This is a genomic window from Brevundimonas halotolerans (assembly GCF_003730275.1).
Lineage (GTDB): Bacteria > Pseudomonadota > Alphaproteobacteria > Caulobacterales > Caulobacteraceae > Brevundimonas > Brevundimonas halotolerans.
In genome coordinates this window covers 82026-106873 of record NZ_QTTA01000016.1, presented here as the reverse complement: position 1 = coordinate 106873, position 24848 = coordinate 82026, and the positions used below count along the sequence as shown (strand labels likewise).

The 24848-nt window shown below is 67.1% G+C and carries 28 protein-coding genes and 3 tRNA genes; 18 read left to right on the top strand and 13 right to left on the bottom strand.

Going from position 1 to position 24848, the window contains the following annotated elements; translation table 11 throughout:
* Nucleotides 1-105 precede the first annotated feature (105 nt).
* Nucleotides 106-1068, top strand: coding sequence for a 4-hydroxy-3-methylbut-2-enyl diphosphate reductase (gene ispH, locus EG854_RS06615; RefSeq protein WP_375782300.1), 963 nt, complete (start codon nucleotides 106-108; stop codon nucleotides 1066-1068).
* Between the two features lie 6 nt (nucleotides 1069-1074).
* Here the strand turns inward: ispH and EG854_RS06610 are convergent, their stop codons facing one another.
* The 3 genes from EG854_RS06610 to EG854_RS06600 are packed head-to-tail and all read right to left on the bottom strand — an operon-like array spanning nucleotide 1075 to nucleotide 3571.
* Nucleotides 1075-1647 (bottom strand): DUF3035 domain-containing protein, encoded by a 573-nt coding sequence (locus tag EG854_RS06610; RefSeq protein ID WP_123287092.1) that lies wholly within the window; start codon nucleotides 1645-1647, stop codon nucleotides 1075-1077.
* 59 nt (nucleotides 1648-1706) lie between these two features.
* Nucleotides 1707-2237, bottom strand: coding sequence for a signal peptidase II (gene lspA / locus EG854_RS06605; RefSeq protein ID WP_123287090.1), 531 nt, complete (start codon nucleotides 2235-2237; stop codon nucleotides 1707-1709).
* 50 nt (nucleotides 2238-2287) lie between these two features.
* Complete coding sequence (locus EG854_RS06600) at nucleotides 2288-3571, bottom strand: lytic murein transglycosylase (protein WP_123287452.1); 1284 nt, start codon at nucleotides 3569-3571, stop codon at nucleotides 2288-2290.
* A gap of 262 nt (nucleotides 3572-3833) precedes the next feature.
* Between EG854_RS06600 and ykgO the strand changes: the two genes are divergently transcribed.
* The gene (gene ykgO / locus EG854_RS06595) at nucleotides 3834-3959 is read left to right on the top strand and encodes a type B 50S ribosomal protein L36 (RefSeq protein WP_006274063.1); all 126 of its coding nucleotides are present in this window, start codon (nucleotides 3834-3836) and stop codon (nucleotides 3957-3959) included.
* Between the two features lie 151 nt (nucleotides 3960-4110).
* The gene (gene gapR / locus EG854_RS06590; RefSeq protein ID WP_123287087.1) at nucleotides 4111-4386 is read left to right on the top strand and encodes a nucleoid-associated protein GapR; all 276 of its coding nucleotides are present in this window, start codon (nucleotides 4111-4113) and stop codon (nucleotides 4384-4386) included.
* Nucleotides 4387-4400: 14 nt separating this feature from the next.
* Here the strand turns inward: gapR and EG854_RS13410 are convergent, their stop codons facing one another.
* The 7 genes from EG854_RS13410 to EG854_RS06550 form a co-directional block, all read right to left on the bottom strand.
* A complete protein-coding gene (locus tag EG854_RS13410) occupies nucleotides 4401-4586 on the bottom strand; it encodes a hypothetical protein (protein WP_164461905.1) in 186 nt (61 codons plus the stop codon).
* An 866-nt stretch (nucleotides 4587-5452) separates the two neighbouring features.
* Entirely contained in the window at nucleotides 5453-5638 is a 186-nt protein-coding gene (locus EG854_RS06580) for a DUF3008 family protein (protein ID WP_123287085.1), read from the bottom strand.
* A 248-nt stretch (nucleotides 5639-5886) separates the two neighbouring features.
* Nucleotides 5887-7050, bottom strand: a complete 1164-nt coding sequence (locus tag EG854_RS06570) for an isovaleryl-CoA dehydrogenase (RefSeq protein ID WP_123287081.1) — start codon at nucleotides 7048-7050, stop codon at nucleotides 5887-5889.
* 57 nt (nucleotides 7051-7107) lie between these two features.
* Nucleotides 7108-8499: a lysozyme gene (locus tag EG854_RS06565; protein ID WP_123287079.1), complete on the bottom strand. Its 1392-nt coding sequence runs from the start codon at nucleotides 8497-8499 to the stop codon at nucleotides 7108-7110.
* A 99-nt stretch (nucleotides 8500-8598) separates the two neighbouring features.
* Nucleotides 8599-10005, bottom strand: coding sequence for a magnesium transporter (mgtE, locus tag EG854_RS06560; RefSeq protein WP_123287077.1), 1407 nt, complete (start codon nucleotides 10003-10005; stop codon nucleotides 8599-8601).
* Nucleotides 10006-10052: 47 nt separating this feature from the next.
* Nucleotides 10053-10137: transfer RNA gene (locus tag EG854_RS06555), tRNA-Leu, on the bottom strand.
* A 72-nt stretch (nucleotides 10138-10209) separates the two neighbouring features.
* Nucleotides 10210-10518, bottom strand: a complete 309-nt coding sequence (locus tag EG854_RS06550; protein WP_183211096.1) for a FliM/FliN family flagellar motor switch protein — start codon at nucleotides 10516-10518, stop codon at nucleotides 10210-10212.
* Nucleotides 10519-10537: 19 nt separating this feature from the next.
* Between EG854_RS06550 and lipB the strand changes: the two genes are divergently transcribed.
* From lipB to EG854_RS06535, 3 genes are all read left to right on the top strand, one after another.
* Complete coding sequence (lipB, locus tag EG854_RS06545; protein ID WP_123287449.1) at nucleotides 10538-11254, top strand: lipoyl(octanoyl) transferase LipB; 717 nt, start codon at nucleotides 10538-10540, stop codon at nucleotides 11252-11254.
* A gap of 66 nt (nucleotides 11255-11320) precedes the next feature.
* Nucleotides 11321-13009, top strand: coding sequence for an ATP-binding protein (locus EG854_RS06540; protein WP_123287073.1), 1689 nt, complete (start codon nucleotides 11321-11323; stop codon nucleotides 13007-13009).
* Nucleotides 13006-13278: a YdeI/OmpD-associated family protein gene (locus EG854_RS06535; RefSeq protein WP_123287071.1), complete on the top strand. Its 273-nt coding sequence runs from the start codon at nucleotides 13006-13008 to the stop codon at nucleotides 13276-13278. The genes EG854_RS06540 and EG854_RS06535 overlap by 4 nt, the downstream gene beginning before the upstream one ends.
* 40 nt (nucleotides 13279-13318) lie before the next feature.
* Here the strand turns inward: EG854_RS06535 and EG854_RS06530 are convergent, their stop codons facing one another.
* Both EG854_RS06530 and EG854_RS06525 read right to left on the bottom strand, forming a co-directional pair.
* Nucleotides 13319-14707 (bottom strand): mechanosensitive ion channel family protein, encoded by a 1389-nt coding sequence (locus tag EG854_RS06530; RefSeq protein ID WP_206423383.1) that lies wholly within the window; start codon nucleotides 14705-14707, stop codon nucleotides 13319-13321.
* A 133-nt stretch (nucleotides 14708-14840) separates the two neighbouring features.
* Complete coding sequence (locus EG854_RS06525) at nucleotides 14841-16823, bottom strand: acetyl-CoA carboxylase biotin carboxylase subunit (RefSeq protein WP_123287069.1); 1983 nt, start codon at nucleotides 16821-16823, stop codon at nucleotides 14841-14843.
* A gap of 211 nt (nucleotides 16824-17034) precedes the next feature.
* On the opposite strand from EG854_RS06525, the gene EG854_RS06520 reads away from it, so the two are divergent.
* The 3 genes from EG854_RS06520 (at nucleotide 17035) to EG854_RS06510 (ending at nucleotide 19768) form a co-directional block, all read left to right on the top strand.
* Nucleotides 17035-18522 (top strand): hypothetical protein, encoded by a 1488-nt coding sequence (locus tag EG854_RS06520; protein WP_123287067.1) that lies wholly within the window; start codon nucleotides 17035-17037, stop codon nucleotides 18520-18522.
* Nucleotides 18523-18594: 72 nt separating this feature from the next.
* Nucleotides 18595-19068 carry a peptide-methionine (R)-S-oxide reductase MsrB gene (gene msrB / locus EG854_RS06515; protein ID WP_123287443.1) on the top strand — a complete coding sequence of 158 codons (474 nt, stop codon included), beginning with the start codon at nucleotides 18595-18597 and terminating at the stop codon, nucleotides 19066-19068.
* Nucleotides 19069-19150: 82 nt separating this feature from the next.
* Nucleotides 19151-19768 carry a hypothetical protein gene (locus EG854_RS06510; protein ID WP_123287065.1) on the top strand — a complete coding sequence of 206 codons (618 nt, stop codon included), beginning with the start codon at nucleotides 19151-19153 and terminating at the stop codon, nucleotides 19766-19768.
* Between the two features lie 20 nt (nucleotides 19769-19788).
* Here EG854_RS06510 and EG854_RS06505 read toward each other — a convergent pair.
* Nucleotides 19789-19863, bottom strand: a tRNA-Thr gene (locus EG854_RS06505).
* A gap of 100 nt (nucleotides 19864-19963) precedes the next feature.
* Here EG854_RS06505 and EG854_RS06500 point away from each other — a divergent pair.
* The 9 genes from EG854_RS06500 to EG854_RS06460 all read left to right on the top strand — a co-directional run bounded on the left by EG854_RS06500 (nucleotide 19964) and on the right by EG854_RS06460 (nucleotide 24750).
* The gene (locus tag EG854_RS06500; RefSeq protein ID WP_123287440.1) at nucleotides 19964-20146 is read left to right on the top strand and encodes a hypothetical protein; all 183 of its coding nucleotides are present in this window, start codon (nucleotides 19964-19966) and stop codon (nucleotides 20144-20146) included.
* Between the two features lie 102 nt (nucleotides 20147-20248).
* On the top strand, nucleotides 20249-21538 hold the full coding sequence (murA, locus tag EG854_RS06495; protein ID WP_123287063.1) for a UDP-N-acetylglucosamine 1-carboxyvinyltransferase: 1290 nt from the start codon (nucleotides 20249-20251) through the stop codon (nucleotides 21536-21538).
* The gene (locus tag EG854_RS06490; protein WP_123287060.1) at nucleotides 21528-22010 is read left to right on the top strand and encodes a DUF2948 family protein; all 483 of its coding nucleotides are present in this window, start codon (nucleotides 21528-21530) and stop codon (nucleotides 22008-22010) included. Before murA ends, EG854_RS06490 begins: the two co-directional genes overlap by 11 nt.
* Nucleotides 22007-22483, top strand: coding sequence for a UPF0262 family protein (locus EG854_RS06485; RefSeq protein WP_123287058.1), 477 nt, complete (start codon nucleotides 22007-22009; stop codon nucleotides 22481-22483). Before EG854_RS06490 ends, EG854_RS06485 begins: the two co-directional genes overlap by 4 nt.
* 127 nt (nucleotides 22484-22610) lie before the next feature.
* Nucleotides 22611-22829 carry a translation initiation factor IF-1 gene (gene infA / locus EG854_RS06480; protein WP_008261544.1) on the top strand — a complete coding sequence of 73 codons (219 nt, stop codon included), beginning with the start codon at nucleotides 22611-22613 and terminating at the stop codon, nucleotides 22827-22829.
* Between the two features lie 11 nt (nucleotides 22830-22840).
* Nucleotides 22841-23419: a Maf family protein gene (locus EG854_RS06475; protein WP_123287056.1), complete on the top strand. Its 579-nt coding sequence runs from the start codon at nucleotides 22841-22843 to the stop codon at nucleotides 23417-23419.
* The gene (locus EG854_RS06470) at nucleotides 23416-24432 is read left to right on the top strand and encodes a S1 domain-containing protein (protein WP_123287054.1); all 1017 of its coding nucleotides are present in this window, start codon (nucleotides 23416-23418) and stop codon (nucleotides 24430-24432) included. The genes EG854_RS06475 and EG854_RS06470 overlap by 4 nt, the downstream gene beginning before the upstream one ends.
* A 2-nt stretch (nucleotides 24433-24434) precedes the next feature.
* A complete protein-coding gene (locus EG854_RS06465; protein ID WP_123287052.1) occupies nucleotides 24435-24599 on the top strand; it encodes a DNA gyrase inhibitor YacG in 165 nt (54 codons plus the stop codon).
* 75 nt (nucleotides 24600-24674) lie between these two features.
* Nucleotides 24675-24750 (top strand) — tRNA-Phe (locus tag EG854_RS06460).
* The last annotated feature ends 98 nt before the right edge of the window (nucleotides 24751-24848 follow it).

Sequence of the window (24848 nt, the reverse complement as noted above, 5' to 3'; positions counted from 1 at the left end):
CCGGTATCCGAAGGCAACAGCATCCCGCTGATAACGGCTAAAGCGAGGCACCGCAAACGGCTGGTGGCGCAAAGCCTCCGGGATGCCTAGTTTGGGGGCATGGACATGACAGCCCCTTCTCCCTCTGATCGTCGGTCGCTCGTGGTGCGTCTGGCCACGCCGCGCGGCTTCTGCGCCGGGGTGGACAGGGCGATCCAGATCGTCGAGCGCGCCCTTGAGAAGTATGGCGCACCGGTCTTCGTGCGTCATGAGATCGTCCACAACCGACACGTCGTCGAGCGGCTGAAGGCGCTGGGGGCCGTCTTCGTCAAGGAACTGGATGAATGCCCGGATGACCGGCCGGTCGTGTTTTCGGCCCACGGCGTCCCCCGGGCGGTTCCGGAGGCGGCGCGCTCGCGAGACATGTTCTTTCTGGATGCCACCTGTCCGCTGGTCTCCAAGGTCCATGTCGAGTGTGAGCGTCGCCACGAAGAGGGGCGCCACATCATCCTGATAGGACATGCGGGCCACCCTGAGGTGATCGGCACCATGGGCCAGTTGCCAGCGGGCGCCATTTCACTGGTCGAAACCGTCGAGGATGCCGAGGCCTTTCAGCGGCCGGGCGACCAGCCTCTGGCCTATGCCACCCAGACGACGCTCTCGGTCGATGACACGGCCGAGATCCTGTCGGTGCTCAAGGCGCGTTTCCCCGAGCTTCCGGATCCGCACAAGGAAGACATCTGCTACGCCACCACCAATCGTCAGGAGGCCGTGAAACGGCTGGGCAAGGGCAGCGATCTGGTGCTGGTTGTCGGGTCCGCCAATTCATCCAACTCGGCGCGGCTGGTCGAGGTGGCGCTGCGCGCAGGGGCGCGTGATGCAAGACTGGTCGATGATGCCTCGGCCATCGACTGGCGCTGGTTCGACACGGTTCAGACGGTCGGTGTCACCGCGGGCGCGTCGGCTCCGGAGAAGCTGATCACCGATCTGGTGGACGCCATCGGTGCCCGCTTCGACACGACCGTGATCGAGGACGACGGCGTCCGGGAGGCCGTGACCTTCAAACTGCCCAGAGCCCTGGTCGACTGACCGGGCTTACAGGCCCGGCAGTTTGAAGCCCGGCGAACGGCGCGGCGAGATGACGATGGCATTCTGGCCACCGGTCAGGGCCTGCAGGCGCTCATATTCCGTCGAAGGGTCGATGGGCACCACGCCATCGGCGGTCAACATGCGGGTTTCGGTCTGGGTGGCCGGGTCGTCCTGACGCCAGAACATGACGCGGTTGGCCCAGTTTTCTTCCTTGTGGGCGATGTCGCCGAACTGGTCGTCGATGACGTAGCGGATCGTGCCGTCGATTTCGCCGGTTCCGGCACCTACGCGCGTGGCCAGGGCCTGCTCACCGGCAGAGCGGGTCACCGACTGACGCTCCGAGGCCAGGATCTGGCGGGCGACCAGTTCGGGCGTGACGTCCTGCGGACGGGGCTGGCCCGGGACCGGCGGGCGCAGGCCATATTCGGGCGGCACCGACAGCGGCGCGCGCGACACGGTCAGGAACTCATCCGGGGTGACCTTGGTCAGGCCCACGCTCTGGCGAAAACCCGTGCAGGCCTGAAGGCTGAGACCGGCAACGGCGACAATGGCGAGGGCGACAACTTTACGGTTACGCATGGATAGGCTCGGCTCCTGTGGCGCGGCGGGCACCTGGGATCTTAGTGAAGACCCTGTGATTACGACTTTTCGTTGGCGACGCCAACCTCGCGGGCGTCACGTTCCGACAGGAAGGCGTCGACGATCAGCAGGATCACGCCGATGGTGATGGCGCTGTCGGCGATGTTGAACACCCACGGGAACAGGCCTGTGCCCGAGAAGTCGATGAAGTCGACCACGCCGCCGAAGCGGATGCGGTCGATGACATTGCCCAGCGCTCCGCCCATGACCAGACCGATGGCGGTGATCAGCAGGCGGCGGTCGGCCCGGGTGGCCCACCAGGCGAGCGCTCCGGCCACGACCAGCGAGAACACCGTCAGGATCCACCGCATGGTGCCGCCGCCGAACAGGCCGAAACTGACGCCGTCATTCAGCAGATAGGTAAAGCGCAGATACGGCGGCCAGATATCCAGCAGCCGGAAGCCGTTGGGGATCAGGGCCAGATCGGTCGTGCCCAGCCGGGCCAGGACCCAGGCCTTGGTCAGCTGATCGACGATGATGATCGTCAGGGCGAAGCCGTAGGCGGCATAAGAGATGCGCGGGAGATTCATGACCGCAGGCGGTTAGCAGGAAGCCGCCATCAGGCGAAGCGAAAACCGTTTCATCGCGCCATGCGGATCAGTTCATCGGCCAGCTCGGCGGTCAGATAGCCGTCGGCCAGCCGCCCGGTGTCGATCTGCCACTGCCGAAGGGCAGCGCGGGTGTTGGCGCCGATGATCCCGTCGATGCCCTGGGTGTCATAGCCCATGCTGGTCAGCGCCCGCTGGGTGCCGATTCGCTGGTCACGCGACAGGGGGGCGTCGTCTGGCCATGTGCGGGTCAGGCCCGGCTTGCCCTGGATGCCGTCGGCGGTCAGGCCGATCGCCAGCGCATAGGAAACCGAGTTGTTGTAGCGGCGGATCACATAGTGGTTCGGCAGGGCGAGGAAGGCCGGGCCGCGCGCACCTTGCGGCAGCAGGATGGTCGCACCCTCGGCCTGTTCCGCGTCGTTCGGCATGCCGCCTTGGGCCAGACGCACGCCACGCGCACTCCAGAAGGCCCAGTCATGGCGCGGCCCTTCGGCCAGGCCATAGTCGAAATTGTCGGGCAGGATGACCTCATAGCCCCAGGTCTGGCCGCGCTTCCATCCCGCCTGATCCAGCAGATTGGCGGCCGAGGCCAGGGCGTCGGCGTCCGAACCCCAGATGTCGACACGACCATCGCCGTCCTGATCGATGCCGAGGCGCAGATAGTTGTCCGGCATGAACTGGGTCTGGCCCATGGCTCCGGCCCAGCTGCCTTTCAGGCCCGAGCGGGCGCGGCGACCGTCGATGACGATGTCGAGCGCATTCTTGAGCTGGCCCTCGGCCCAGTCACGGCGGCGACCGTCATAGGCGAGGGTGGCCAGCGAGCGGATCACGTCGAAATCGCCCTGCACCTGACCAAAGGCGCTTTCCTGGGCCCAGATGGCCAGCAGGATTTCGGTCGGCACGCCAAAGCGCTGGACGACGGCCCACGGCACGCGGTCCGACAACTGCTTCGCCTGGGCGATTCGGCCGGGAGTCACGGCATTCTGGACATAGGCGCCGGCAGGGCGCGAGAATTCCGGTTGGTTGCCGTCCAGCCGGATGACGGTGGGATCGGGGCCCAGCCCGGCCAGTTCACGCTCGTACTCGGCCCGGCGGGCGCCGCCGTGACGGTCGAGGAAGCCCTGTTTCCAGCCGTCGAACCCGGCCTGGTCCGGCGCAGCATCGGTCGTCGGGGGCGTGGTGGACGGCGGCGGCGTCGTCGGGGTCGTCGGCTGGGACGTCTCCGGCTGCGGCAGCAACGGCAGCGGCGGTTCGGGCAGCATGGGGGCGCAGGCCGCGACGGTACCGATCAGGATGAGGCGGGTAGAAATACGCATGATCACGAGGTTTCGGGTCCTGTCGCGGGAGGTCTTCGGATAGGGTGTGCAACATAAGCGCGCCGCCCCAACAAAGCGTTGCCATGATGGCGGTATCGGGGCGCGGACTGCGGCATGGGGGACACAGGCGCGTGAACCGCCCCGGCAGATTGACGGGACGGGGGCGTTGACGTCCGCGCCGCCCCTCTTTATAGGCACCGCTCCGCCGCAAGTCCGGTCTTGCGGCTTTTTGTATTCTGATCAGCCCGCAGGACGAAAGACCATGAAGGTCCGCAGCTCTCTCAAGTCGCTCAAGGGTCGCCACCGCGACTGCAAGATCGTTCGCCGCAAGGGCGTGGTCTATGTGATCAACAAGACCGACCCGCGCTTCAAAGCCAAGCAAGGCTAGGCACGGCGGTTTGGCTGGCCACGTCTGTGGCCGGTTGATCCATCCACAGGTCGCGGGCGATGTCCGCGGCCTTTTTCGTGCCTGACGTTGAGCCATCCCGGCCCAGCCGTTAAGCCTGTCGCCTGACCCGCCCCTGCCTTCGGAGACCCCCATGGCCGATGACGCCGCCTTTGAATCCAGCCCCGATGTGCTGACCTCGACCGCCCAGGGGCGCCTGCGCACCCTGATCGAGCGGCTGGAGCGGCTGGAAGAGGACAAGCAGGCCGTCATGGGTGACATGAAGGAGGTCTTCGCCGAAGCCAAGGGCGAGGGCTATGACGTGAAGGTGCTGCGCAAGGTGCTGCGCATCCGCAAACAGGACAAGGCCAAGCGCCAGGAGGAAGAGGCCATCCTCGACCTCTATCTGTCCGCCCTCGGCGAGATCTGAACCTGATCCGGCGGTCAAAGCCTGACCGCCCGGAACGGCCGACGCTGGAGCAGCTGCGCACGGCCGAGCGCAAGGCCGCGCAACGCGCCGCCCTCCGCGCCCTGAAAAAGGCCCGCAAAACCGCCGAGGCCGAGGGCGTTGACCTGTCGGAATGGGAAAGCGAATTCCTCGATTCCCTGTCCGAGCGGATCACCGAACACGGCCGCGCCTTCGCCGACCCGGAAAAGGGCGCCCCCGGCAAGGCCCTGTCGACGCTGCAGGGCCGCAAGCTCAAGGAAATCACGAGGAAGGCCAACGGCGAACTACCGCCCTGGAAGCGACCGAAAACACCGTCTGAATAGTCTGAACCGTCTGAATGGTCTGAAATGGCGTGTCCTGTCCTGGGTTCGATTGGTGCCGCGCACGCTGACGCCCCCGTCCGTGGGTGTGGCGGGTTGGAGGGCAGGCGGAGCGCCGGGCCTTCGCCCGGATGAGAACAAGAAATACCGTTTCGACGAAGACAGACGCTCCGCGCGGACGGTTTTCCGGAAGCTTGCGTCGGGTGGCGGTGTTATCGCCTTACCGCAGCGCCCCCGGCGGGCGGGCCGGGCCTGCGCCCGGTCCCGGAACGATCAGGTATCCCCCCTGATCCAGTGTTGAAGGCGGGCCTTATGCCCGACCCCCAAAGCCTCCCTGAGACTAGAGAGCCGGACAGCGTCGCCTTCAACCCCGCTCCATCCGCTCCCGCCGCTCACAAGGTCGCAGGCCTTACGAGCCCTCCGTGCGACGGGACGGGGGGATGTTTGCACGCGGCCGGACCTGGTCGGGAAGAACGGTGCGGGAAACGGTGGGGGTGTTGAAAGGGTTGGGGAATATCGAGGCGGGTATCATATTTGCTGCCTTCGACCCATCGTCATTGTCCCTTCTCCCGATGGGAGAAGGTGGCGCGCGAGCGCCGGATGAGGGTCGTCGGTGTCCGTCGGCGAACGCCGTGGCAGGACCGGTGCGACGGCTCACGCCGAGGGACACGGTTAGCCCCTCACCCCCAACCCCTCTCCCGCCGGGAGAGGGGAGATGCGGCGCGACCTCAGTCGCCCGCGTGCTCGGGTTTACCCTTGCGTTGGGTGCTGGCCATCTCTTCCAGCTCCTTTTCGGACATGGACTCGGCCATGGACTTCGACGCGCCCTTCAGCTCGGATTTGGGTGTGTCGCCGCGCCTGGCCGACAGGGCGGCACCGGCGGCTTTCTGTTGGGCCTGGGATTTGGCGGGCATGGGGGGCCTCCTTTCAAAGGGGAAAAGCCCATCCGACCGCACTTGTTCCTAACGCCTGAAGCTTCGCTCATAGTTCCCGTCGTCGGGACGGAGGTGGAACGCGTACTCATCACCGCCGTCGATCATCACGACGGCGGCTATCAAGTTAAAAGCTGAAGCTGCACCCCAGAATAAGCGCAGGCCTCGGTCACGCGTTCGGAATGCCGCTATGCCTAATCCGAGAGCCAGGATCAGCATAACGATAGCCATTACGAACCCAGCAGCTCCCGGCCGATCAGGAACCGCCTGATCTCGTTCGTGCCGGCGCCGATGTCGTAGAGTTTGGCGTCGCGGACGAGGCGTTCGACGGGCCATTCTTTCGTATAGCCGGCGCCGCCGAGGGCCTGGACGGCCTCGAGGCTGACCTTCACGGCGTTTTCGCTGGCCAGCAGGATGGCGCCGGCGGCGTCGTAGCGGGTCGTCTTGCCGGCGTCGCAGGCCTTGGCGACGGCATAGACATAGGTGCGGGCGCTATTCAGGGCGACGTACATGTCGGCGATCTTGGCCTGCATCAGCTGGAAGCTGCCGATCGGCTTGCCGAACTGTTTGCGGTCGCGGACATAGGGCAGGACCACATCCAGGGCGGCCTGCATGATGCCCAGCGGGCCTGCGGCCAGGACGGCGCGTTCATAGTCGAGGCCGCTCATCAGGACGGCCGCGCCGCGCCCTTCGCCACCCATGATGTTTTCAGCGGGGACTTCGCAGTCCTCGAACACCAGTTCGGCGGTGTCGGAGCCGCGCATGCCCATCTTGTCGAGCTTCTTCGAGACGCTGAAGCCCTTCATGCCGCGCTCGATCAGGAAGGCCGTAACGCCGCCGTTGCCGTCGCCGGTGCGGGCATAGACGACCAGGGTGTCGGCCGACGGGGCGTTGGTGATCCAGAATTTGGTGCCGTTGAGGACGTAGCGGTCGCTCTTCTTCTCGGCGCGGGTCTTCATCGACATGACGTCGGAGCCGGACCCCGCCTCGGACATGGCCAGCGAGCCGACGTGCTCGCCCGAGATCAGCTTGGGCAGATATTTCGCCTTCTGCTCATCCGTGCCCCAGCGGCGGATCTGGTTGACGCACAGGTTGGAGTGGGCGCCGTAGCTGAGGCCGATGGAGGCGGAGGCGCGCGAGATCTCTTCCATGGCGACCACGTGTTCGAGATAGCCGAGGCCGAGGCCGCCCCATTCTTCTTCCACCGTGATGCCGTGCAGGCCCAGCTCGCCCATCTCGGGCCACAGCTCGCGGCGGAACTCGTTCTTTTCGTCGATCTCGGCGGCCAGCGGGGCCAGACGATCGGTGGCCCAGCGGGCGGTGGTGTCGCGGATGGCGTCAGCGGTCTCGCCGAGGCCGAATTCCATGGATTGGGGGGCGTTGGGAATGCTCATGCCGAGCGGGTTAGCACCGATCCTGCGGTCCGCGAAGACCCTCCGGCCGGTGCGACGTCAGGCCGCTTCGTTCTCGGTCGGATCGGCGGTCGTGGTCCCGCGCCCGGGTCCGAACCGCGTGTAGAGGTTCCAGGCCGAGACCCCGACACAGGCCGCGCCGATGAAGGCCAGCACCCCGGCGATCAGGGTGGTCTCGCCCATCGGCGAGGGCTGATCGACCGACAGGCGGAAGGCCGCGGCCGAGGCCGTGCAGGCGGCCAGGCCCACGCCGCCCATGATCAGGAAGGCCCCGGTCTCGCGCCAGTCAAAGCGGCGGGCGGGTTCGTCAGGCGTCTCATGGACCAGCACGCCGGCCTGCGACCCGTCGTCGATGAACAGCGGCGACTGGTCCAGCTGGAGGTCGGTGTTGCGGTCGGCGTCGGTCCACAGGGGGCGGAGCGGCGCAGGCTCTTCGGCCTCGGTCAGCGGGGTCAGTTCGAGCGCGGGCGCCGGTTCGGGAGCGGGCTCGGGTTGAGGCTCCGGCTCGGGCATCGCCTCAAAGGCAGGTTCGGGCTGGACCTCCGGCTCATGATCCGGCTGCGGAGGGAACTCAGGTTCGGCCGCGACGACGCGGGCCTCGGCATGGTCGGCGAGGGCGAGCGCCGGAAGGGGGCCGATCACCTGAACCGCATAGGGCGAATAGCGCTGGACGGCGGGGTCCATCTGACGCGACTGCGACGGGCCCGACAGCGAGAGACTGAGCGGGGCGTTCGACGGCTCGGGGTCGTTGCTCCGGTCGGTATCGCCGGGGGTGCCGACCATGGGCTCGTCGGGGGCGTCGGACTCCAGCGCGACCGGTCCGAAATTGGGAATGTTGACGGTCTCTTCGGCCGCAGGAGCGTCGTTGCCGGTTTCGCCCAGCAGGGCCGCGACGGCCTCGGCGCGCGCGTCGGTGGCGGGTTCCTCGGCCCGGGGCGCGGCGACCGGAGGGGGCAGGGGGGCGGACAACAGGGCTGCGAGCGCGACAGGCTGGCCCGGATCGGCCATGAACAGGGCGCGTTCGGCGGCCCGGCGGCGCAGGCTGTCCTCGGGCGAGGTCGGCTGGGGCCAGTGGACGAAGGCGTCGGCCGCTTCGCCCGTGGCGCCGCGTCCGAGGGTTTCGAGAACGTCCGACGTCAGGAAGGTGTCGATGCCGACCGACAGGGCGAAGCTGGCCAGGGCGTCGAACTGGTGGGCGTTGAGCGAGGGGATGCGGCCCTCGTCCATGGCGGCGTTCAGCGCTCTGACGATGGGCAGCAGGTCGTACTGCAGCAGCAGTTCGGCATCGGCCTCGCCGACCGACAGGCCCTCGCGCGCGGTCAGCCGGTGGCCATAGCCGATGACCCATGCGCCATCGGCATCGCGGGTGGCCGAGGCGCGAAAGCCCTCGAAGCTCTTGATGAGCACCACCCCCTCGCGGGAGACCTTCATCTTGTGTCGGATGGCTTCAGACACCGCAATTGACCCAATTCGAGACGGCGACCATCGCCGTACCAGTCTTCCAGCAAGGCTTGCGCCACGCCGGTCAGCTTACAGCAGGACGACGGTGGCGAGGCCGAGGAAGATCAGGAAACCAAAGAAATCGGTCGTGGCCGTGACAAACACCGCTGAAGAGACCGCCGGGTCGAACTTCAGCCGCGACAGGGTCAGGGGCGTCAGGACGCCCACGGTCGCGGCGACGATCAGGTTCAGCACCATGGCCGTCGCGATGACGGCCCCGATCCGCCAGTCGCCCGACCACAGGGCGGCGGCCACGCCGATCAGCGGCGACAGCACCAGACCATTGGCCAGACCGACGGCGATCTCGCGCCAGAAGGTCCGCACGGAGTTTGACCGGTTCAGTTCGCGCGTGGCGAGGGCGCGGACGGTGACGGTCAGCGACTGGGTGCCGGCATTGCCGCCGATGGCCGAGACGATCGGCATCAGCACCGCCAGGGCGATGATCTGCTCGATGGTCGCCCCGAACCAGGAGATGACGCTGGCGCCGAGTACGGCCGTGCCGAGGTTGATGGCCAGCCAGGGCACACGGCCGCGCACGATCTCTGAAATGGACGAGCCGCGGTCCTCGTCGGACACACCGGCGAGGCGCAGGATGTCCTCGCGGTTCTCTTCCTGGATGATGTTGACGATGTCATCGACGGTGATCTGGCCGACCAGCCGCCCCGCCGAGTCGATCACGGGTGCCGAGATCAGGTGGTATTTTTCGAACACATAGGCGACCTCTTCCTGGTCCTGATCGACGGCGATTTCGTTGATCGGCTCCATCAGGTCGGTGAGGGCGGCGCTGCGCGGGGCGCGAAGCAGCTGGCTGACGGCCACGCCGCCGACGGGCCGGTTCAGCGGATCGACCACATAGATGTCGAAGAACAGCTCGGGCAGTTCCTCGCCCTGGGCGCGGACGTGGTCGATGGTGTCGCCGACGCTCCAGAACTGGGGCGCGGCCATCACCTCGCGCTGCATCAGGCGACCGGCGGAGTCCTCGGCATAGCCCAGGCTGCTTTCGATCGCCGCCCGGTCCAGATCGGGCATGGCGGCCAGAACGCGTTCGCGGCGGTCGTCCTCGAGGTCCTCGACCACGGCGGCAGCGTCGTCGGAGTCCAGCTCCTGCAGGGCTTCGGCCAGGGTCAGGTGGGGGACGCGCTCCAGCACCTCCTCGCGGATACCGTCGTCCAGCTCGGGCAGGGTGGCGGCCAGCAGTTCGGGCGGCAGCCACAGCACGACCACGCCCCGGTGCTCGACCGTCAGGAAGCCCATCAGGTCGGCGACGTCGGCGGGGTGCAGGTCTTCCAGCAGGCCGCGCAGCCGCAGGCCATCGCCGTCATCGGCGGCATCGACGACCTTTTCGACAAAGGCCGTCGTCAGCACATAGTCCTCGTCGAGGGCCACGTGCTCTTCGGTTTCAAGCGGGCGTGCGTTCAGGGTGTCGGGATTGCTCATGCGTCATCCTCCCCCTGATTCATGGCCGCCCGAATGGCCGGTCCGACTGGTGCGGTCGAGAAGACTCGAACTTCCACGGGTTGCCCCACAGCGACCTCAACGCTGCGCGTCTACCAATTCCGCCACGACCGCTCGCATCGGAGCGGGGGCGATAGCGCAGGTCGCGGGGAAAGGGAAGGGCCAAAGCCCCGGCGCATGCCTGTATCAGGCCGAGCCGGCCATATAGTCGTACACGTCGGCGGGGCGGGTGACGGTGATGGCGATGCGGTCGTCGCTGATCGAGATCTCGCCGCGCGCGATCGGGTGGTTGTTGGCCAGGATCCAGACCTCGTCCGTCTCGGTGGCATTCAGCGGGATGACGGCGCCCCTGCCCATCTTCAGCAGTTGCGACATGGGCAGCACGGAGCGACCGAGGACGACGGAAATCTCGACATCGACGGCGTTGATCTGACTCATGACGGACTCGGGCTTACTGGATGGGCTTTGGGTTGGAGCTTGCATGGGGACCCCCATCCGCCACATTGAGGGGGTCATGCTTTCCCAAGCCTTAAGCTCTGCCGATTCCTCGCTGCTGCGCGCCGATTCCCGACCCGTCGAATGGATCGTGTCGCCGGGCAATGCGGACTACGTGGCAGCGGAGGCAGCGATGGAGGCGCGCGTGGCCGCGATCCATGCCGGAGAGGCGTCGGAGCGCGTCTGGCTGCTGGAGCATCCGCCGCTTTATACTGCGGGCGTCTCGGCCAAGGACGAGGACCTGATCGACGCCCGCTTTCCGGTGCACAGGACGGGCCGGGGCGGGCAGTTCACCTATCACGGGCCCGGACAGCGGGTCGGCTATGTGATGCTGAACCTGGCTGAGCGCGGGCGCGATGTGCGCGGCCTGGTGCGGGGGCTGGAGCGCTGGATCATCGGGGCGCTGGCCGAATTCGGCGTCGAGGGCGAGGTCAAGGACGGGCGGGTCGGCGTCTGGGTCACGCGCAAGGGGCTGACCCAGGAAGGCGTGGGGTGGTCCCGCGAGGACAAGATTGCCGCCATCGGGGTCAAGGTGCGCAAATGGGTCAGCTTTCACGGTATCAGCCTGAACGTCGAGCCCGACCTCGATCATTTCGGCGGCATTGTGCCGTGCGGCATACGCGAGCACGGGGTCACCAGCCTGCATGATCTGGGCATTCTGGCGACCATGGATGAGGTCGACGCCGCGCTGAATATAAGCTTCCGGCGTGAATTTGGCCCCACGATCGAAGCGTAACCTTAACCTGAATGTGGCAGTCTTCCTCTTCAGAATCAGTCGAGTTGAGTTGAGGGGGTCTGATCGATGTCATCGAACGTTGCCGTGTCACGGACCGTTGACGACCTGATCATCGAGGAATCGCTGACCGACGAGTTGGGCATCGACCCCCGCGCCGCAGAGAGTCTGGTCGACGCCAGCACATTTTTTGACGTGTCGCTCGACATGTTGTGCATCCGTGACCTGCAGGGCCGGGTCGTCAAGGTCAGCCGCTCGTGGGAAACGACGCTGGGATGGAGCCCCGAGGAACTGGAAGGGCAGATGCTGCTGACCCTGCTGCATCCCGACGACAGGCCCTGTACCCAGGTGACGGTTGAACAGGTCGAGGATCTGGCCTCGGGCGGCTATGTCAGCGGCTTCGTCAATCGCTATCGCCACAAGGACGGCAGCTATCGCCAACTGGAATGGCAGGCCCGCCGGTATGGCGACAAGATCTATGCCGTGGCGCGCGACGTCACCGGGCGCGAGGCGGCGCGGCGGGAACTGGAGGCCGCCAAGGCCGCCGCCGAGGCCGCAAGTCAGGCCAAGACCGACTTTCTGGCCAATATGAGCCACGAGATCCGCACGCCGCTGAACGGGGTCATCGGCCTGATCGGCGCGTTGCAGGCCGACGATCTGACCCCGCGCCAGCGCGAGCTGGTCGATCTGATCGCGCAGTCGGGCGAGAGTCTGGAGCGGCTGGTTTCTGATATTCTGGACGTGTCGAAAGTCGAGGCCGGCCAGCTGGAGATCGTGCCGGTCGATATGGACCTGATGGACGAGCTGGAGCCCGCCATCGCCACGGCCCGCGCCAAGGCTGAGGCCCGCGAGCTGACGTTCACTATCAATGTCGGCCCCAAAGCGCGGGGCCGGTTTCTGGCTGACGCCGGGCGTATCCGTCAGATCCTGACCAATCTGCTGTCCAACGCCGTCAAATTCACCCACGAGGGTGAGGTCACGCTGAGCCTGAATATTGAGGACGATGCGCCCGAGCCGGAGGTCAGCCAGCTGACCCTGACGGTCGCAGACACGGGCGTCGGCTTTGACGCTGAAGCGGGGCGGGGTCTGTTCGAACGCTTCACCCAGGCCGACAGCACCATCACCCGCCGGTTCGGAGGCACGGGTCTGGGCCTGTCAATCTGTCGGGCGCTGACCGAGATGATGGGCGGCGAGATCAGCGCCACCTCCACGCCCGGTCAGGGCAGCACCTTCACCGTCACCCTGCCGCTGTGCCGCACACGGTCGCTGGACGCCTATGACGCGGGCAAGGTGGCGCATCAGGCGCGGGCCGAACTGGCCCCGCTGCGCCCGTCGCGCGCGGGCGCAGATGCCCCTGTCCGGGTGCTGCTGGCCGAAGACCATCCGGTCAACCAGCGCGTGGTCGAGGCCATGCTGACGGGTCAGCCCTATGTCCTGACGATCGTCGAGAACGGCGCAGAAGCGGTCGAGGCTGTGGCCGGCGGCGCCTTTGACGTGGTGCTGATGGATATGCAGATGCCGGTCATGGATGGCCTGGCCGCCACCCGCGCCATCCGCGCCGCCGAGGCCGCCTGCACGGCCGAGGCCGGACAGCCTGCCCGCCGCCTGCCCATCCTGATGCTGAGCGCCAATGCCATGCCCCAGCATCTGGAGCAGGCGAAAGACGCGGGGGCCGACCAGCATGTGTCCAAGCCTGTGACTCCGACGACCCTGCTGGGGGCGCTGGAAGCAGCTGTGGGCGTGAGAGCCGTGGCGTGACCGAGGCCCCGATCAGTGGCGGGGTGGTTCATGACCTGCCGGATGATCTGGGCGCGGCCTTGGCGTCGGACGCAGAGGCGCTGAAGACCTGGGAAGACATCACGCCGCTGGCCCGCAATGAGTGGATCTGCTGGACGATCTCGGTCAAGCGCGATGAGACACGGGCCAAACACGTCACCCAGGCGCTGGAAAATCTGGCCGCCGGCAAACGCCGCCCCTGCTGCTGGCCGGGATGCCCGCATCGGGAGCGGGTAGGGCGACGCAGCTAGCTCCCGGAACGCTCGGCATCCGCTCGCAACGCCCCTTCCGTCACTCGATGGGGCGTTTGGGGGAGAGCAGGTTCTCTTCGTCGGAGGCACGACGTTCGGCCTCTATGGTGCGGTCGATATGGTCGTCGGGGTGGACGGACGGGGCGGGCTCGACGGGACGATCCGCTGACGGGCCTGCGCGGCGTCGGGCGGAATGGGCCGCTGCGGCCCCGGGTGGCGCAGGTGCGGCAGTGCGCAACTGGTCCTGTACCTGATCGATGCGCAGGCGGTAGATGGGTTCGGGCAGCGAGAAGCCTGCCGCCTCGACGGCCATCTTGGCGACACGGATGGCGGCGCTTCGGGCCTTGAGAAAATCCGCACTGGACTGATCGATCCAGCCCGTGAATTTCAGCACGATATTGCTGTCGCCAACTGTGACGATGACCCCGGAAGGGGCGGGATCTGCAAGAATGAAGTCGAGGGCCGCCAGCGCCGCCACCCCGACCTTGATGGCGGCTTCTGGGTCATCCTCGGCGTCGACACCGAGCTCGAAATCCATCCGCCGCTGCGGGTTGCGGGTGTAGTTCAGGATCACCGCCCGGAAGACCATCATATTGGGGATGCGCAGGTGGTTGCCGTCCAGCGTCATCAGCACGGTGGCCCGAGAGGTCAGGCGCACGACCTTGCCCTCCTGACCGTCGATGACGACGTGGTCATTGGCGCGGAACGGCTGGCGCAGGCTGAGCATGATGCTGGAGATGTAGTTTTCCAGCGTGTCGCGCAGGGCAAAGCCGACGGCTATGCCCAGCACCCCGGCCCCGCCCAGCACTGTTCCCATCAAGGCGGTGGCGCCAAGCAGGTTGAGCGCCAGAACGATGCCGACGATCAGGCTAATGGCCCGCACCAGCTGCGCCAGCAGATCGCCGACGAACGGATTGGGCGTCAGGCCTCGCCAGAACCGGTTGAACGACGCCGCCCACCAGCCCAAGGCTACGCAGCCTGCCACGATCAGCAGGCTGAGCAGAAGCAGAGGCCCGGTGTCGAGGGCGGCCTGCCACAGGGCCATCAGTTGCTGCAGAAAGGGAGATACCCGCTCGCCCAACTGAACACTGGCCTCGATCTTGTTGCGAACGGCCACCACGCCCTCGATGCGCGCGGCGATCGCCTCGGCGCGGTCCAGGTCACCACGGTGAGCCACGACGCCGTCCAGGGTGACGACCCCTTCGGCGACCCGCACCTGAACGGCGGACAGGGTATCCAGCTGGGCGAAGATGCGGCTGAGGCGCGCGGCGATGGCGGCGTCGGAGCCGGCGTCGCTGTCGATGCGGATCGTCGGGGGATCCTGAACCGGTTCGGGCGTCTGGCCCCAGGCCGGCCCGCCCGCCGTGGCTAGCCCGGCCACAAGCATCAGACAGGCGGCCAGAAAGGCGCGGAAAGTATGGGCGCTCATGCAATTCATCCCGGAAACGTTGTGCCGGGCATGCTGGCAGTCCCGGGCGGGGCTGTCACGGCCGACGCGAGGTTGACGTGCGGAACTGGGTCCGAGAGCGCCCGACGGACAGATTTGCTCGTCGTCTCAACGCCTATTCGAACTCGACCAGCACGTCGTCGGCGGCGACGGGGTCACCGGCCTTGGCACCGATGGCTTTGACCACGCCGTCGCGTTCGGCCTTGAGGATGTTCTGCATCTTCATGGCTTCGATGATGGCGACGGTTTCGCCCTCCTTGACCTCCTGACCCACGGTGACGGGCACGGCGACGACCAGGCCGGGCATGGGGGACTGGATCAGTTTGGAGGTGTCGGGCGCCACCTTTTCCGGCAGGCGGGCGTAGAGCTCGGCATGGCGCGGCGACAGGACGCGCACGCGGGCGCGCATGGCCCGGTGGCGGATGGTGAAGCCGTCGGGGACGCGGGAGACCTCGGCCGTGAACCGGGTGCCGTCCAGACAGGCGCGGAACTGGGCCAGGCCCGGGGACCAGTCGATCTCGGACAGGATCAGGGTGCGTTCCTCGTCCGGCAGGGTGACAGCGAGGTTCTCATCGTCATCGACCGCGAGGCTGGCCGAGACGGTTTCGGCGCCGACCAGCACGGTCCATTCGCTGCGGCCGTCGGGGTCGCCGGACTGTTCAACCTGAACCGCCTTCATGGCGAGACTTGCGGCCAGCATGACGTCGCGGCCAAAGCCGGCCACGGGCGTGCCGTTGAAGCCGTCCGGGAATTCGTCGGTGATATAGCGGGTGGTCAGGGCGCCGGAGCGGAAACGCTCCTGATCCATGACGGCGGCGAGGAAGGGCACATTGTGGCCGACGCCCTCGAGGTGGGTGTCTTCCAGCGCGCGGGCCATGCCGTCGATGGCGGCCTCACGCGTTTCGCCCCAGGTGCACAGCTTGGCGATCATGGGGTCGTAGAACATGCTGATCTCGTCGCCCTCGCGGACGCCGGAGTCGTTGCGGACCAGATAGCCGTCCTGCTCGCCCTCGCGGGGCTGGTCATAGCGGACCAGACGGCCGATCGAGGGCAGGAAGCCGCGGTAGGGATCCTCGGCATAGATGCGGCTTTCGATCGCCCAGCCGCGGATCTTGAGGTCCTTCTGGGTGATGTTCAGCGGGTCGCCCCAGGCCGAGCGGATCATCTGTTCGACCAGATCGACGCCGGTGATCAGCTCGGTCACCGGATGCTCGACCTGCAGCCGGGTGTTCATCTCGAGGAAGTAGAAGCTCTTGTCCTGACCGGCGACGAATTCGACCGTGCCGGCGGAGTCGTAATTCACGGCCTTGGCCAGGGCGATGGCCTGTTCCCCCATGGCCTTGCGGGTCTTGTCGTCCAGAAGCGGGGAGGGGGCCTCCTCGATGACCTTCTGGTTGCGGCGCTGGATCGAGCATTCACGCTCGAACAGGTGGACGACGTTGCCGTGCTTGTCGCCCATCACCTGGATTTCGATGTGGCGCGGGTTTTCGATGAATTTCTCGAGGAAGACGCGGTCGTCGCCGAAGGCGGACTTGGCCTCGGCCTTCACCGAGGAGAAGCCGTCGGCCATGTCGGCATCGGAATGGGCGACGCGGATACCCTTGCCGCCGCCGCCGGCCGAGGCCTTGATCATGATCGGATAGCCGATCTCATTGGCGATACGGACGGCTTCTTCCGGCGTTTCGATCAGGCCCATGTGGCCGGGCACGGTCGAGACGCCGGCTTCGGCGGCCAGCTTCTTGGAGCTGATCTTGTCGCCCATGGCGTCGATGGCTTCGGGGTTCGGGCCGATGAAGGCGATGCCCTCGTCGCGCAGGCGGCGGGCGAAGCCGGCGTTCTCGGACAGGAAGCCAAACCCGGGATGCACAGCTTCTGCGCCGGTTTGTCGCACAGCGTCGACGATCCGGTCGGCCACCAGATAGGATTCAGACGCGGCGGCCGGGCCGATCAGCACGGCCTCATCCGCCATTTCGACGGCCAGCGAGCCCGCGTCGGCCTCGGAATAGACCTGGACCGTCTGAATGCCCATGCGGCGGCAGGTCTTGATGATACGGACGGCGATCTCGCCCCGGTTGGCGATCAGAATCTTGGCGAACATTCCCGGTTCCATCGACATCGCCGGATACGGGAGATCAACGTACTGTGATCTCGCCTTGAGGCGACGGCCCCGATTAGGCCGTGATCCGGTGCGAGTAAACCAGCTTGCGGACCGGGGGGCTCGCTTGATCGGGGTTCGGGGTTGGCAAGCCCCTGCCTGATCGGCTTTAAGGTCCGGGTATCTCCCTGACACGACCACTGGAGCCTTTAGTATGACGTTCAGACCGTACGCCGCCTTCACGGTCGCGGCCCTCGCCATTACCGTCACCACCTCGGTCGCGGCCCAGGATTTCCGGGCGCTCGCCTCGCAGGATCTGGTCACCGCCCAGCAGGAGATTCGCGAGAATCACCCGGCGCTGATCGTCGACGGCCCCGAGGCCGCGGCCTTCCGCAGCTATCTGGATACCGGCCTTGCGGAGGCCCAGGCCCTGATCGGCCAGGTCAACAGCGGCGACAGCCACGCCTATCTGATGCGCTACTTCGCGGGCGGCTTCCGGGACTCGAACCTCCGTATCACTCCGACCTTCGACCTGCTCGGGCCCTACTTCGGCATCAGCTGGGGTGGCGTGACCACGGGCTGGCGGAATGGCGAATATGTCGTGACCCACGTGGCCGACGGTGTGCGCCGCGGGCCCCGGGTCGGCTCGGTTGTGACCGAGTGCAATGGCGTTCCGATCGAACAGTTCGCCATGGAGAAGCTGGACCGCTGGGAAGCCGACCTGACGACCGAGGCCGGTCGCGTGCGTTCGGCGCCCTATCTGCTGTGGAACCGCAACAACCCCTTCACCCGTGGCCTGCCCCAGACCTGCAAGTTCCGCGAGGGCCGTCGCACGCGTGACTTCGAGCTGCAGATCCAGCCGGTCAGCCCGCAGGCGCTCGAAGCCGCCTATCGCGCCACCGTCTACATGCCGGGCGACGTGCCGCTGGCCATCGAACAGGTCAACGGACGCCCCTGGGTGCACGCCCACTCGCTGAGCGAGGACGCAGACTGGACCGCTTTCAACGCCAGTCTGGTGGCCCAGGCGGATGCCCTGCGCGGCCCGCAAGGGTTTGTGTTGGACCTGCGTGGCGCCAATGGGTCGGAGTTCACCTCGACCCGCCGGGCCTATGGTCTGGTCAACCGCATCTGGACGCCCGAGTTCACCGTCAGCCGCCAGCCGGTGGCCGGCAATGTGACCTATCGGGTCAGTCAGGATAACCGCGACTGGTTCGCCGACACCCTGGCTCGGATGGAAGCTGATCCGCTGTTCGTCGAGGAAAACCCGGCGATCATCGAAGAGACCCGCGCCGTCGTGGAAGCCTTTGATGCCGCCATGGCCGCCGGTCAGGAAAGCTTTGTCCTGCCGGGTCGTGCCCCGGTTGCGGACACGGGCGCGCCCAACCCCGTTCAGGGGCCGGTGATCGTTCTCGTGGATGCCGGCTGTGCGGGCGGCTGCCTGGACGTGCTGGACCTGCTGGTCAATCTGCCGAACGTGCGTCTGGCCGGATCGACCACGGCGGAAGACTCGATCTTCATCGAACCGACCGTCCTGCGCCTGCCGTCGAACTATGCGGACCTGACCTATGGCCACAAGGCCTGGACCGACCGCGAGCGGGGCAACAACGAGCCGCACGAGCCGGCCGAAGGCCTGCGCTACACCGGCAACCCCGCCGATGAAGTCGCAGTTCGCACCTGGGTTTCGAGCCTCTTTGGCGGTTAAGGCCCAGGCACTGTGATGAGGATCGGGCCGGTCGGGGTGGGAACCCCGGCCGGCCCTTCCTATATCCGGGACATGACCCAGATGACCTCTGCCTCCGGCTTTGACCTGACCCCGCCCGATGATGACCAGCGCGAGCGGCTGATCGCCGATCTGGACCCCGAGGCCGAACGGATTCTGCTGGCCCACGGGACCGAGGCGCCGTTCTGTGGAGGGCTGCTGGACGAGAAGCGGGCCGGGGTGTTCTGCTGCCGTCTGTGTGGCCTGCCGTTGTTCCAGACGAAGACCAAGTTTGAGAGCGGCACCGGCTGGCCCAGTTTTGATCGCCCGTATGACCCGGCCCATATCCGCGAAATCCGCGATACCTCGTACGGCATGGTGCGGATCGAGACGCGCTGCGCCCGCTGTGACGGTCATCAGGGCCATGTGTTTCCGGACGGCCCGCCGCCGACCGGCCAGCGCTACTGCATCAACTCGGCAGCCCTGACCTTTGTGCCCGAGGGCGAGGCCTTGCCCGATCCGATGGGCCGGGGTGAAGGCGCCGCCTGACCGTGAACACATTTGACACCGAGGGTGGGCGATCACGGCAGGCGCTGTTGCCGCCCGCCCGGATACAGGGGAAGATCGCGTCATGATCACAGTGTTGGCAAGCGTCGCCCTTCTCGCCCTCGGCTCCCCCGATCCCCAGGATCCGGACGAGACCATCCGCACCGCGACGGCACCCGGCGTGTCGGCCGAGACTGTGGCGGCGGAGGGTGAAGCGGCGGCCGAGGCGGCAGCCAATGCTCCGACCCCCATCGTGGAGCAGGACCCTGAACCCCACGGCCTGACGACCGACCAGCAGATCAGCCGTTGGCTGGCCGATGCCCCCGCCGTGCCGTCGGGCACGGACGCCGCGTATGACGGACCGGTCGACGGGGTCGCCTGGGACAGCGAGCGACGCGTGCGCAGCGAATTCAGCGTCGGCATCGGCACAGAAGGCTATCGCCAGTACGGGGCCTCGGTCTCGGTGCCTCTGGGCGAGCGTGGCCACCTGCAGCTGCACTACAGCGAGGTCAAGAACGGCTATCCGGCCTATGGCGGCTATGGCTACGGTTATGACCCCGACTGGATGGATCCGGTGATCACGCCCTGGCGCTCTGAGATCGGCCTCCCCCCGATCGATGCCCGAGACGACGGAAGTCTGGATCGCAGCCGCGCCTGGCGCGACTATCGACGCACGCGTCCCGCCCCGGAGTCGGAGCGGTAGCGTCGTTCACGATCGGGAAGTGGTGCCGCCGGGGGGAATCGAACCCACGACCTCAGCCTTACCAAGGATGCGCTCTACCACTGAGCTACGGCGGCCAAATCTGAGGAACCGGGCGTATAGCCAAAGCGGGGTGCGGGCGAAAGCCCCTAAACGCAATCTCTTGCCGAAAAGCGCGTTCAGTGGTCGATGGGCGGCATGAGTGAACCGGACGACGTCAAGCCCACCAGGCCCGCGCAGGCGGCAAAGCCCGACCGCGAGGCCCGGCTGGCGCAGGCGCTGCGGGCTAATCTGAAACGGCGCAAGCAGGCGGGCCGGGTGCAGGCCCCAGCAGCCGCTCCTGTGGCCGGGCCCGAGACCGGGGCCGACGAAGAAAGCTGAGGATCGCCTCGCCCGGCCCTTTCATCCGGGGGGCGGGTCGCGCTAGATAACCGGTCCCCCCGCAGCGCGATCAGGTGCCGGAGGTCAGGCATCAGGATCGACATGGACAGTATTGCCATCCGCAGCGGCAACACCCTGAACGGCAGCATCCCCATCAGCGGGGCCAAGAATTCGGCGTTGAAGCTGATGGCGGCCTCGATCCTGACCGACCAGCCGCTGCGCCTGACCAATATGCCGCGACTGGCCGATACGCGCTTCCTGGGGCAGTTGCTGCGCCAGCTGGGCGTCGAGGTCACCGAGACGGGCGACGCCGACGCGCAGCAGACCCTGTTCCACGCGCCCGAGATCACCTCGACCTTTGCCCCCTATGATCTGGTGCGTCAGATGCGGGCCTCGTTCAATGTGCTGGGGCCGCTGCTGGCGCGCACGGGCGAGGCGCGGGTGTCGCTGCCGGGCGGTTGCACGATAGGCGCACGACCGGTCGACCTGCACCTGATGGCGCTGAAGGCGTTGGGGGCCGAGATCGAGCTGGAAGAGGGCTATGTCGAGGCGCGGGCGCCCGGCGGGCTGAAGGGCGCCGAGATCACCTTCCCCTTCGTGTCCGTGGGTGCGACCGAGCATGCGCTGCTGGCCGCCGTTCTGGCCGAGGGCACGACGGTGCTGAACAATGCGGCGCGGGAGCCCGAGATCGGCGATCTGGCCCGCTGCCTGATGGCCATGGGGGCCAAGGTCGAGGGCATCGACACCCACACGCTGACGATCACGGGCGTGGCCTCGCTGGGCGGGGCAGAGTGGCCGGTGATCGCCGACCGGATCGAGATGGGCACCTATGCGGTGGCGGCGGCCATGACCGGCGGCGATGTGACCCTGACCGGCAGTCGGCCCGAGCTGATAACCGCCCTGACGGCCAAGATGCGCGCGTGCGGCGTGGACGTGACCGAGACGGACGACGGTGTGCGCGTGCAGCGCGACCCGGCCGTGCGGCTGAGGGCCGTCGATGTCACGACCGAGGTCTATCCCGGCTTTGCCACCGATCTGCAGGCGCAGTTCATGGCGCTGATGACCACGGCCGAGGGCGAGAGCCGCATCCACGAGAACATCTTCGAGAACCGCTTCATGCACGCTCCGGAGCTCATGCGGCTGGGGGCCGAGATCGCCGTGCATGGCGGCGAGGCGGTGGTGACGGGTGTCGAGCGGCTGCGCGGGGCGCCAGTGATGGCTACGGACCTGCGCGCCTCGGTCAGTCTGGTGATCGCCGGTCTGGTGGCCGAGGACGAGACCACCATTGGCCGGGTCTATCATCTGGATCGCGGGTTCGAGCGGCTGGAAGAAAAGCTGGGCCGGTGCGGGGCCGATATCCGCCGGATCAAGGACGAGGGTCATGAGCACTGAGCCAAACGCCCTGACGCCGCCCCAACCGGACACGCCACCCGAGCCGCTGCGCCTGCTGGCCATGGACGTCGAGGACCTGCAGTTCGTCTCGGCGGCGCTGCAGGATGCGATCCTGCGTCCGGTGGACATCGTCTGGGAACGGTCCAGCCGGCAGGTGACCCTGACCCTCAGCCGGTTCTGCTGGGAGTGCGGGGGCACGCGGGTGATGGCGGCCATGCAGTTCGGGGACGTCATCGCGGTCAAGAGCCGGCAGCTGCCGCGCGGGCCGGAACAGGCGCTGGAACTTCTGGCCCTGCATTTCGAGCCGTCCGAGGCGCCGTCGGGTCAGGTCTATCTGATGTTTGCCGGAGGCGGCGACCTCAGGATCGACGTCGAATGCCTGGATGTGGTGTTGGCCGATCTGTCGGATCGCTGGCCCGCCCGGGAAAAGCCCAGCCACCCCGACGTGGATGATGCGGTGGAGCCGGCATGACTGAAGCCCACCCGGACACAGAGCGGCTGGCCTCGGTCGAGCTGGATGCGGCGACCCTGCCGGCGGCGACGGCCGAAATCGAGCACGAGCGCCGGGTGGCGATCTTTGACCTGGTCGAGCGCAATGTGTTCAGCCCGGCCGGGGCGCCCGGCGGACCCTATGCGCTGAAACTGTCGCTGCAGGACAGCAAGCTGGTGTTCGACGTGGCCGGGCCGGATCATGCGCGGACCCATGTGCTGTCGCTCACGCCGCTGAAGGGCGTGCTGCGCGACTATCTGATGATTTGCGACAGCTATTATGAGGCGTTGCGCGGATCCTCGCCCAGCCAGATCGAGTCGGTCGACATGGGCCGTCGGGGTCTCCACAACGAGGGGGCCGAGACGCTGAAGGCCCGGCTGGACGGCAAGATCGACATGGATCACGAGACCTCGCGCCGTCTGTTTACGCTGGTGTGCGCCCTCTATCGGCGGTGAAGCGCGGGCTGCAGGGCCCGGGGAACTCGACTTTTCGGCAATTCTGGTGCATTAGCCCCGCTCTTTTCGGCATATGCGCTCCGCCCGGCGCGTGTGTCAGGCGTTTTCCCCGGGTGTGAGAGGCCGCATGGCTAAGGAAGAACTGCTCGAGTTTCCCGGTACGGTCAGCGAACTGCTGCCGAACGCCACGTTCCGCGTGACGCTCGAGAACGACCACGAGATCATCGCCCACACCGCAGGCAAGATGCGCAAGAACCGCATCCGCGTGCTGGCCGGCGACAAGGTGCTGGTCGAAATGACCCCCTACGACCTGACCAAGGGTCGCATCACCTATCGCTTCAAGTAAGGCCGGGCGGGATGGCCCGTCCTGAGCTGATCCTGGCTTCGGCCAGTCCGCGTCGGCGTGAGTTGCTGGCCCAGGTCGGGATCGTCCCGGACCGGGTGGAGCCCGCCGACATCGACGAAACACCCCTGAAATCGGAAACCCCGGCGCAGCTGGCGGATCGCCTGGCGCGGTCCAAGGCGGCGGTGGTGGCCGAACGACATCCCGAAGCCGTGGTGCTGGCCGCCGATACGGTGGTGTCGCTGGGACGGCGCCTGCTGGAAAAGGCGGCGGACGGCGAAGAGGCCGCTCGCTTTCTGCGGCTGCTGTCTGGCCGTAATCACCGGGTCCATACCGGGGTGGCGGTGGCCCATGCGGGCCGCATCTCCGTGCGGGTGGTTGAGACGCGGGTGTCCCTTAAGGTGCTGAGCGAGACCGAGATCGCCGCCTATGTCGCCACGGGTGACTGGCAGGGCAAGGCCGGGGCTTATGGCATACAGGGACCGGCGGGGGCGTTCGTGCGCCGAATCGTCGGCAGCCACCCGGCGGTCATGGGCCTGCCCCTCTATGAGACCGTCAGCCTGCTGGAAGGCGTCGGATACCGGCGCGGGTGAGCGGCCTCGAAACATTTCTGGACGACGGCCCGGGCGAGACCTGGGGCGTGGTGTGCCAGGGCGACGAGCCCCGGCAGATATTCCATGCGCGCGAGGGCGATGCCGAGGCGAATCGGCTGGGGGCCGAGAGCGTGGGCCGGGTCACGGCCTTGTTGCCGGGCGGCGGCGGGGCCTTTGTCGATCTGGGGGCGGGTGAGCCGCTCGGGTTTCTGAACAAGGGGACGCTGACCGTCGGCCAGTCTGTGCGGGTCACGGTGTCGGCCGAGCCCCGGGGCGGGAAAGGCCCAGCCCTGACGCTCGCGGGGGCCGGGGAGGGGACGCCCCGTCTGCTGAATCCCGGCCCCACGGTCGCCGAATGGCTGGCCCGGGCGGCACCGGGTGTCGAGCCGGAGACCGGCGTGATGGCCATCGAGGCCGTGCGGGAGGCCCGCGAGGCGGCGCTTGCCTCGACCGTTATGGCCGGGGGCCTGAATGTCGCAGTTGAGCGAACGCGGGCCCTGGTCGCGGTGGATCTGGATTTTGCCGGTGTGCCCGGCCGGGATGGCGGCAAGGCGCGCGAGGCCGCGAATCGGCTGGGGCTGGGCCTCGCGGCGCGGCGCATTGCCCTGAAGCGCTGGGCCGGTCTGGTGGTGATCGACCTGATCGGCACCACCCAGCCCCCCGAACCCGTGATGAAAGCGGCGAAGGATGCATTTGGAGACACCGGTGTCACATTCGGGCCACTCAGCCGTTTCGGCCTGTTGCAGCTGTCGCTGCCCTGGCGGCAGACGCCGATCGAAGAAGCGTTGTTCGGTGTGAAGGACGAGCACGCGCGGCGCACCCGACAGATCGATGCCGTGCGCGACCTGCGTCATGCGCTGGCGACCAACCGGTCCGTGCCGTGGATCAGCCTGATCGTGCCGGACGTTGAGGCGGGTGAGATGGCGGGGCTGGTCGCCGGACTGGGACCGCGGGCGCGCCTGGTCGGGGAGGGCTCAATGCCGACCGGGGCCTATGAGATACGAGAAGGGTGACGATGGCTAACTGTCCGATCTGCAAGAAAAATCCCAGAGATCCAAACTATCAGCCCTTCTGCTCCAAGCGCTGTTCGGATGTGGATCTGCAACGCTGGCTGGGGGGCGTCTATGTGCTTCCGGGCGAGCCGGCAGATGACCTGTTGCAGGACGACCGCGAGGACTGATGCAGAGTTTGCTTCAGGGCGCTGGACACCCCGCATCCGCTCGCCTATAGACCCCGCTCCCGCCCGCCGGAGCGCGCCTGGGTAGCTCAGTTGGTAGAGCAGCGGATTGAAAATCCGCGTGTCGGTGGTTCGAATCCGCCCCCAGGCACCACTTCCCTGCGACCGGCCGGGGAAGGAAATTCCAGATATCATGAAAATGTCGCTTTCTGGCGGAAGGTTGTGCCCTAACAAGGAGCATTCTCGCGCCGG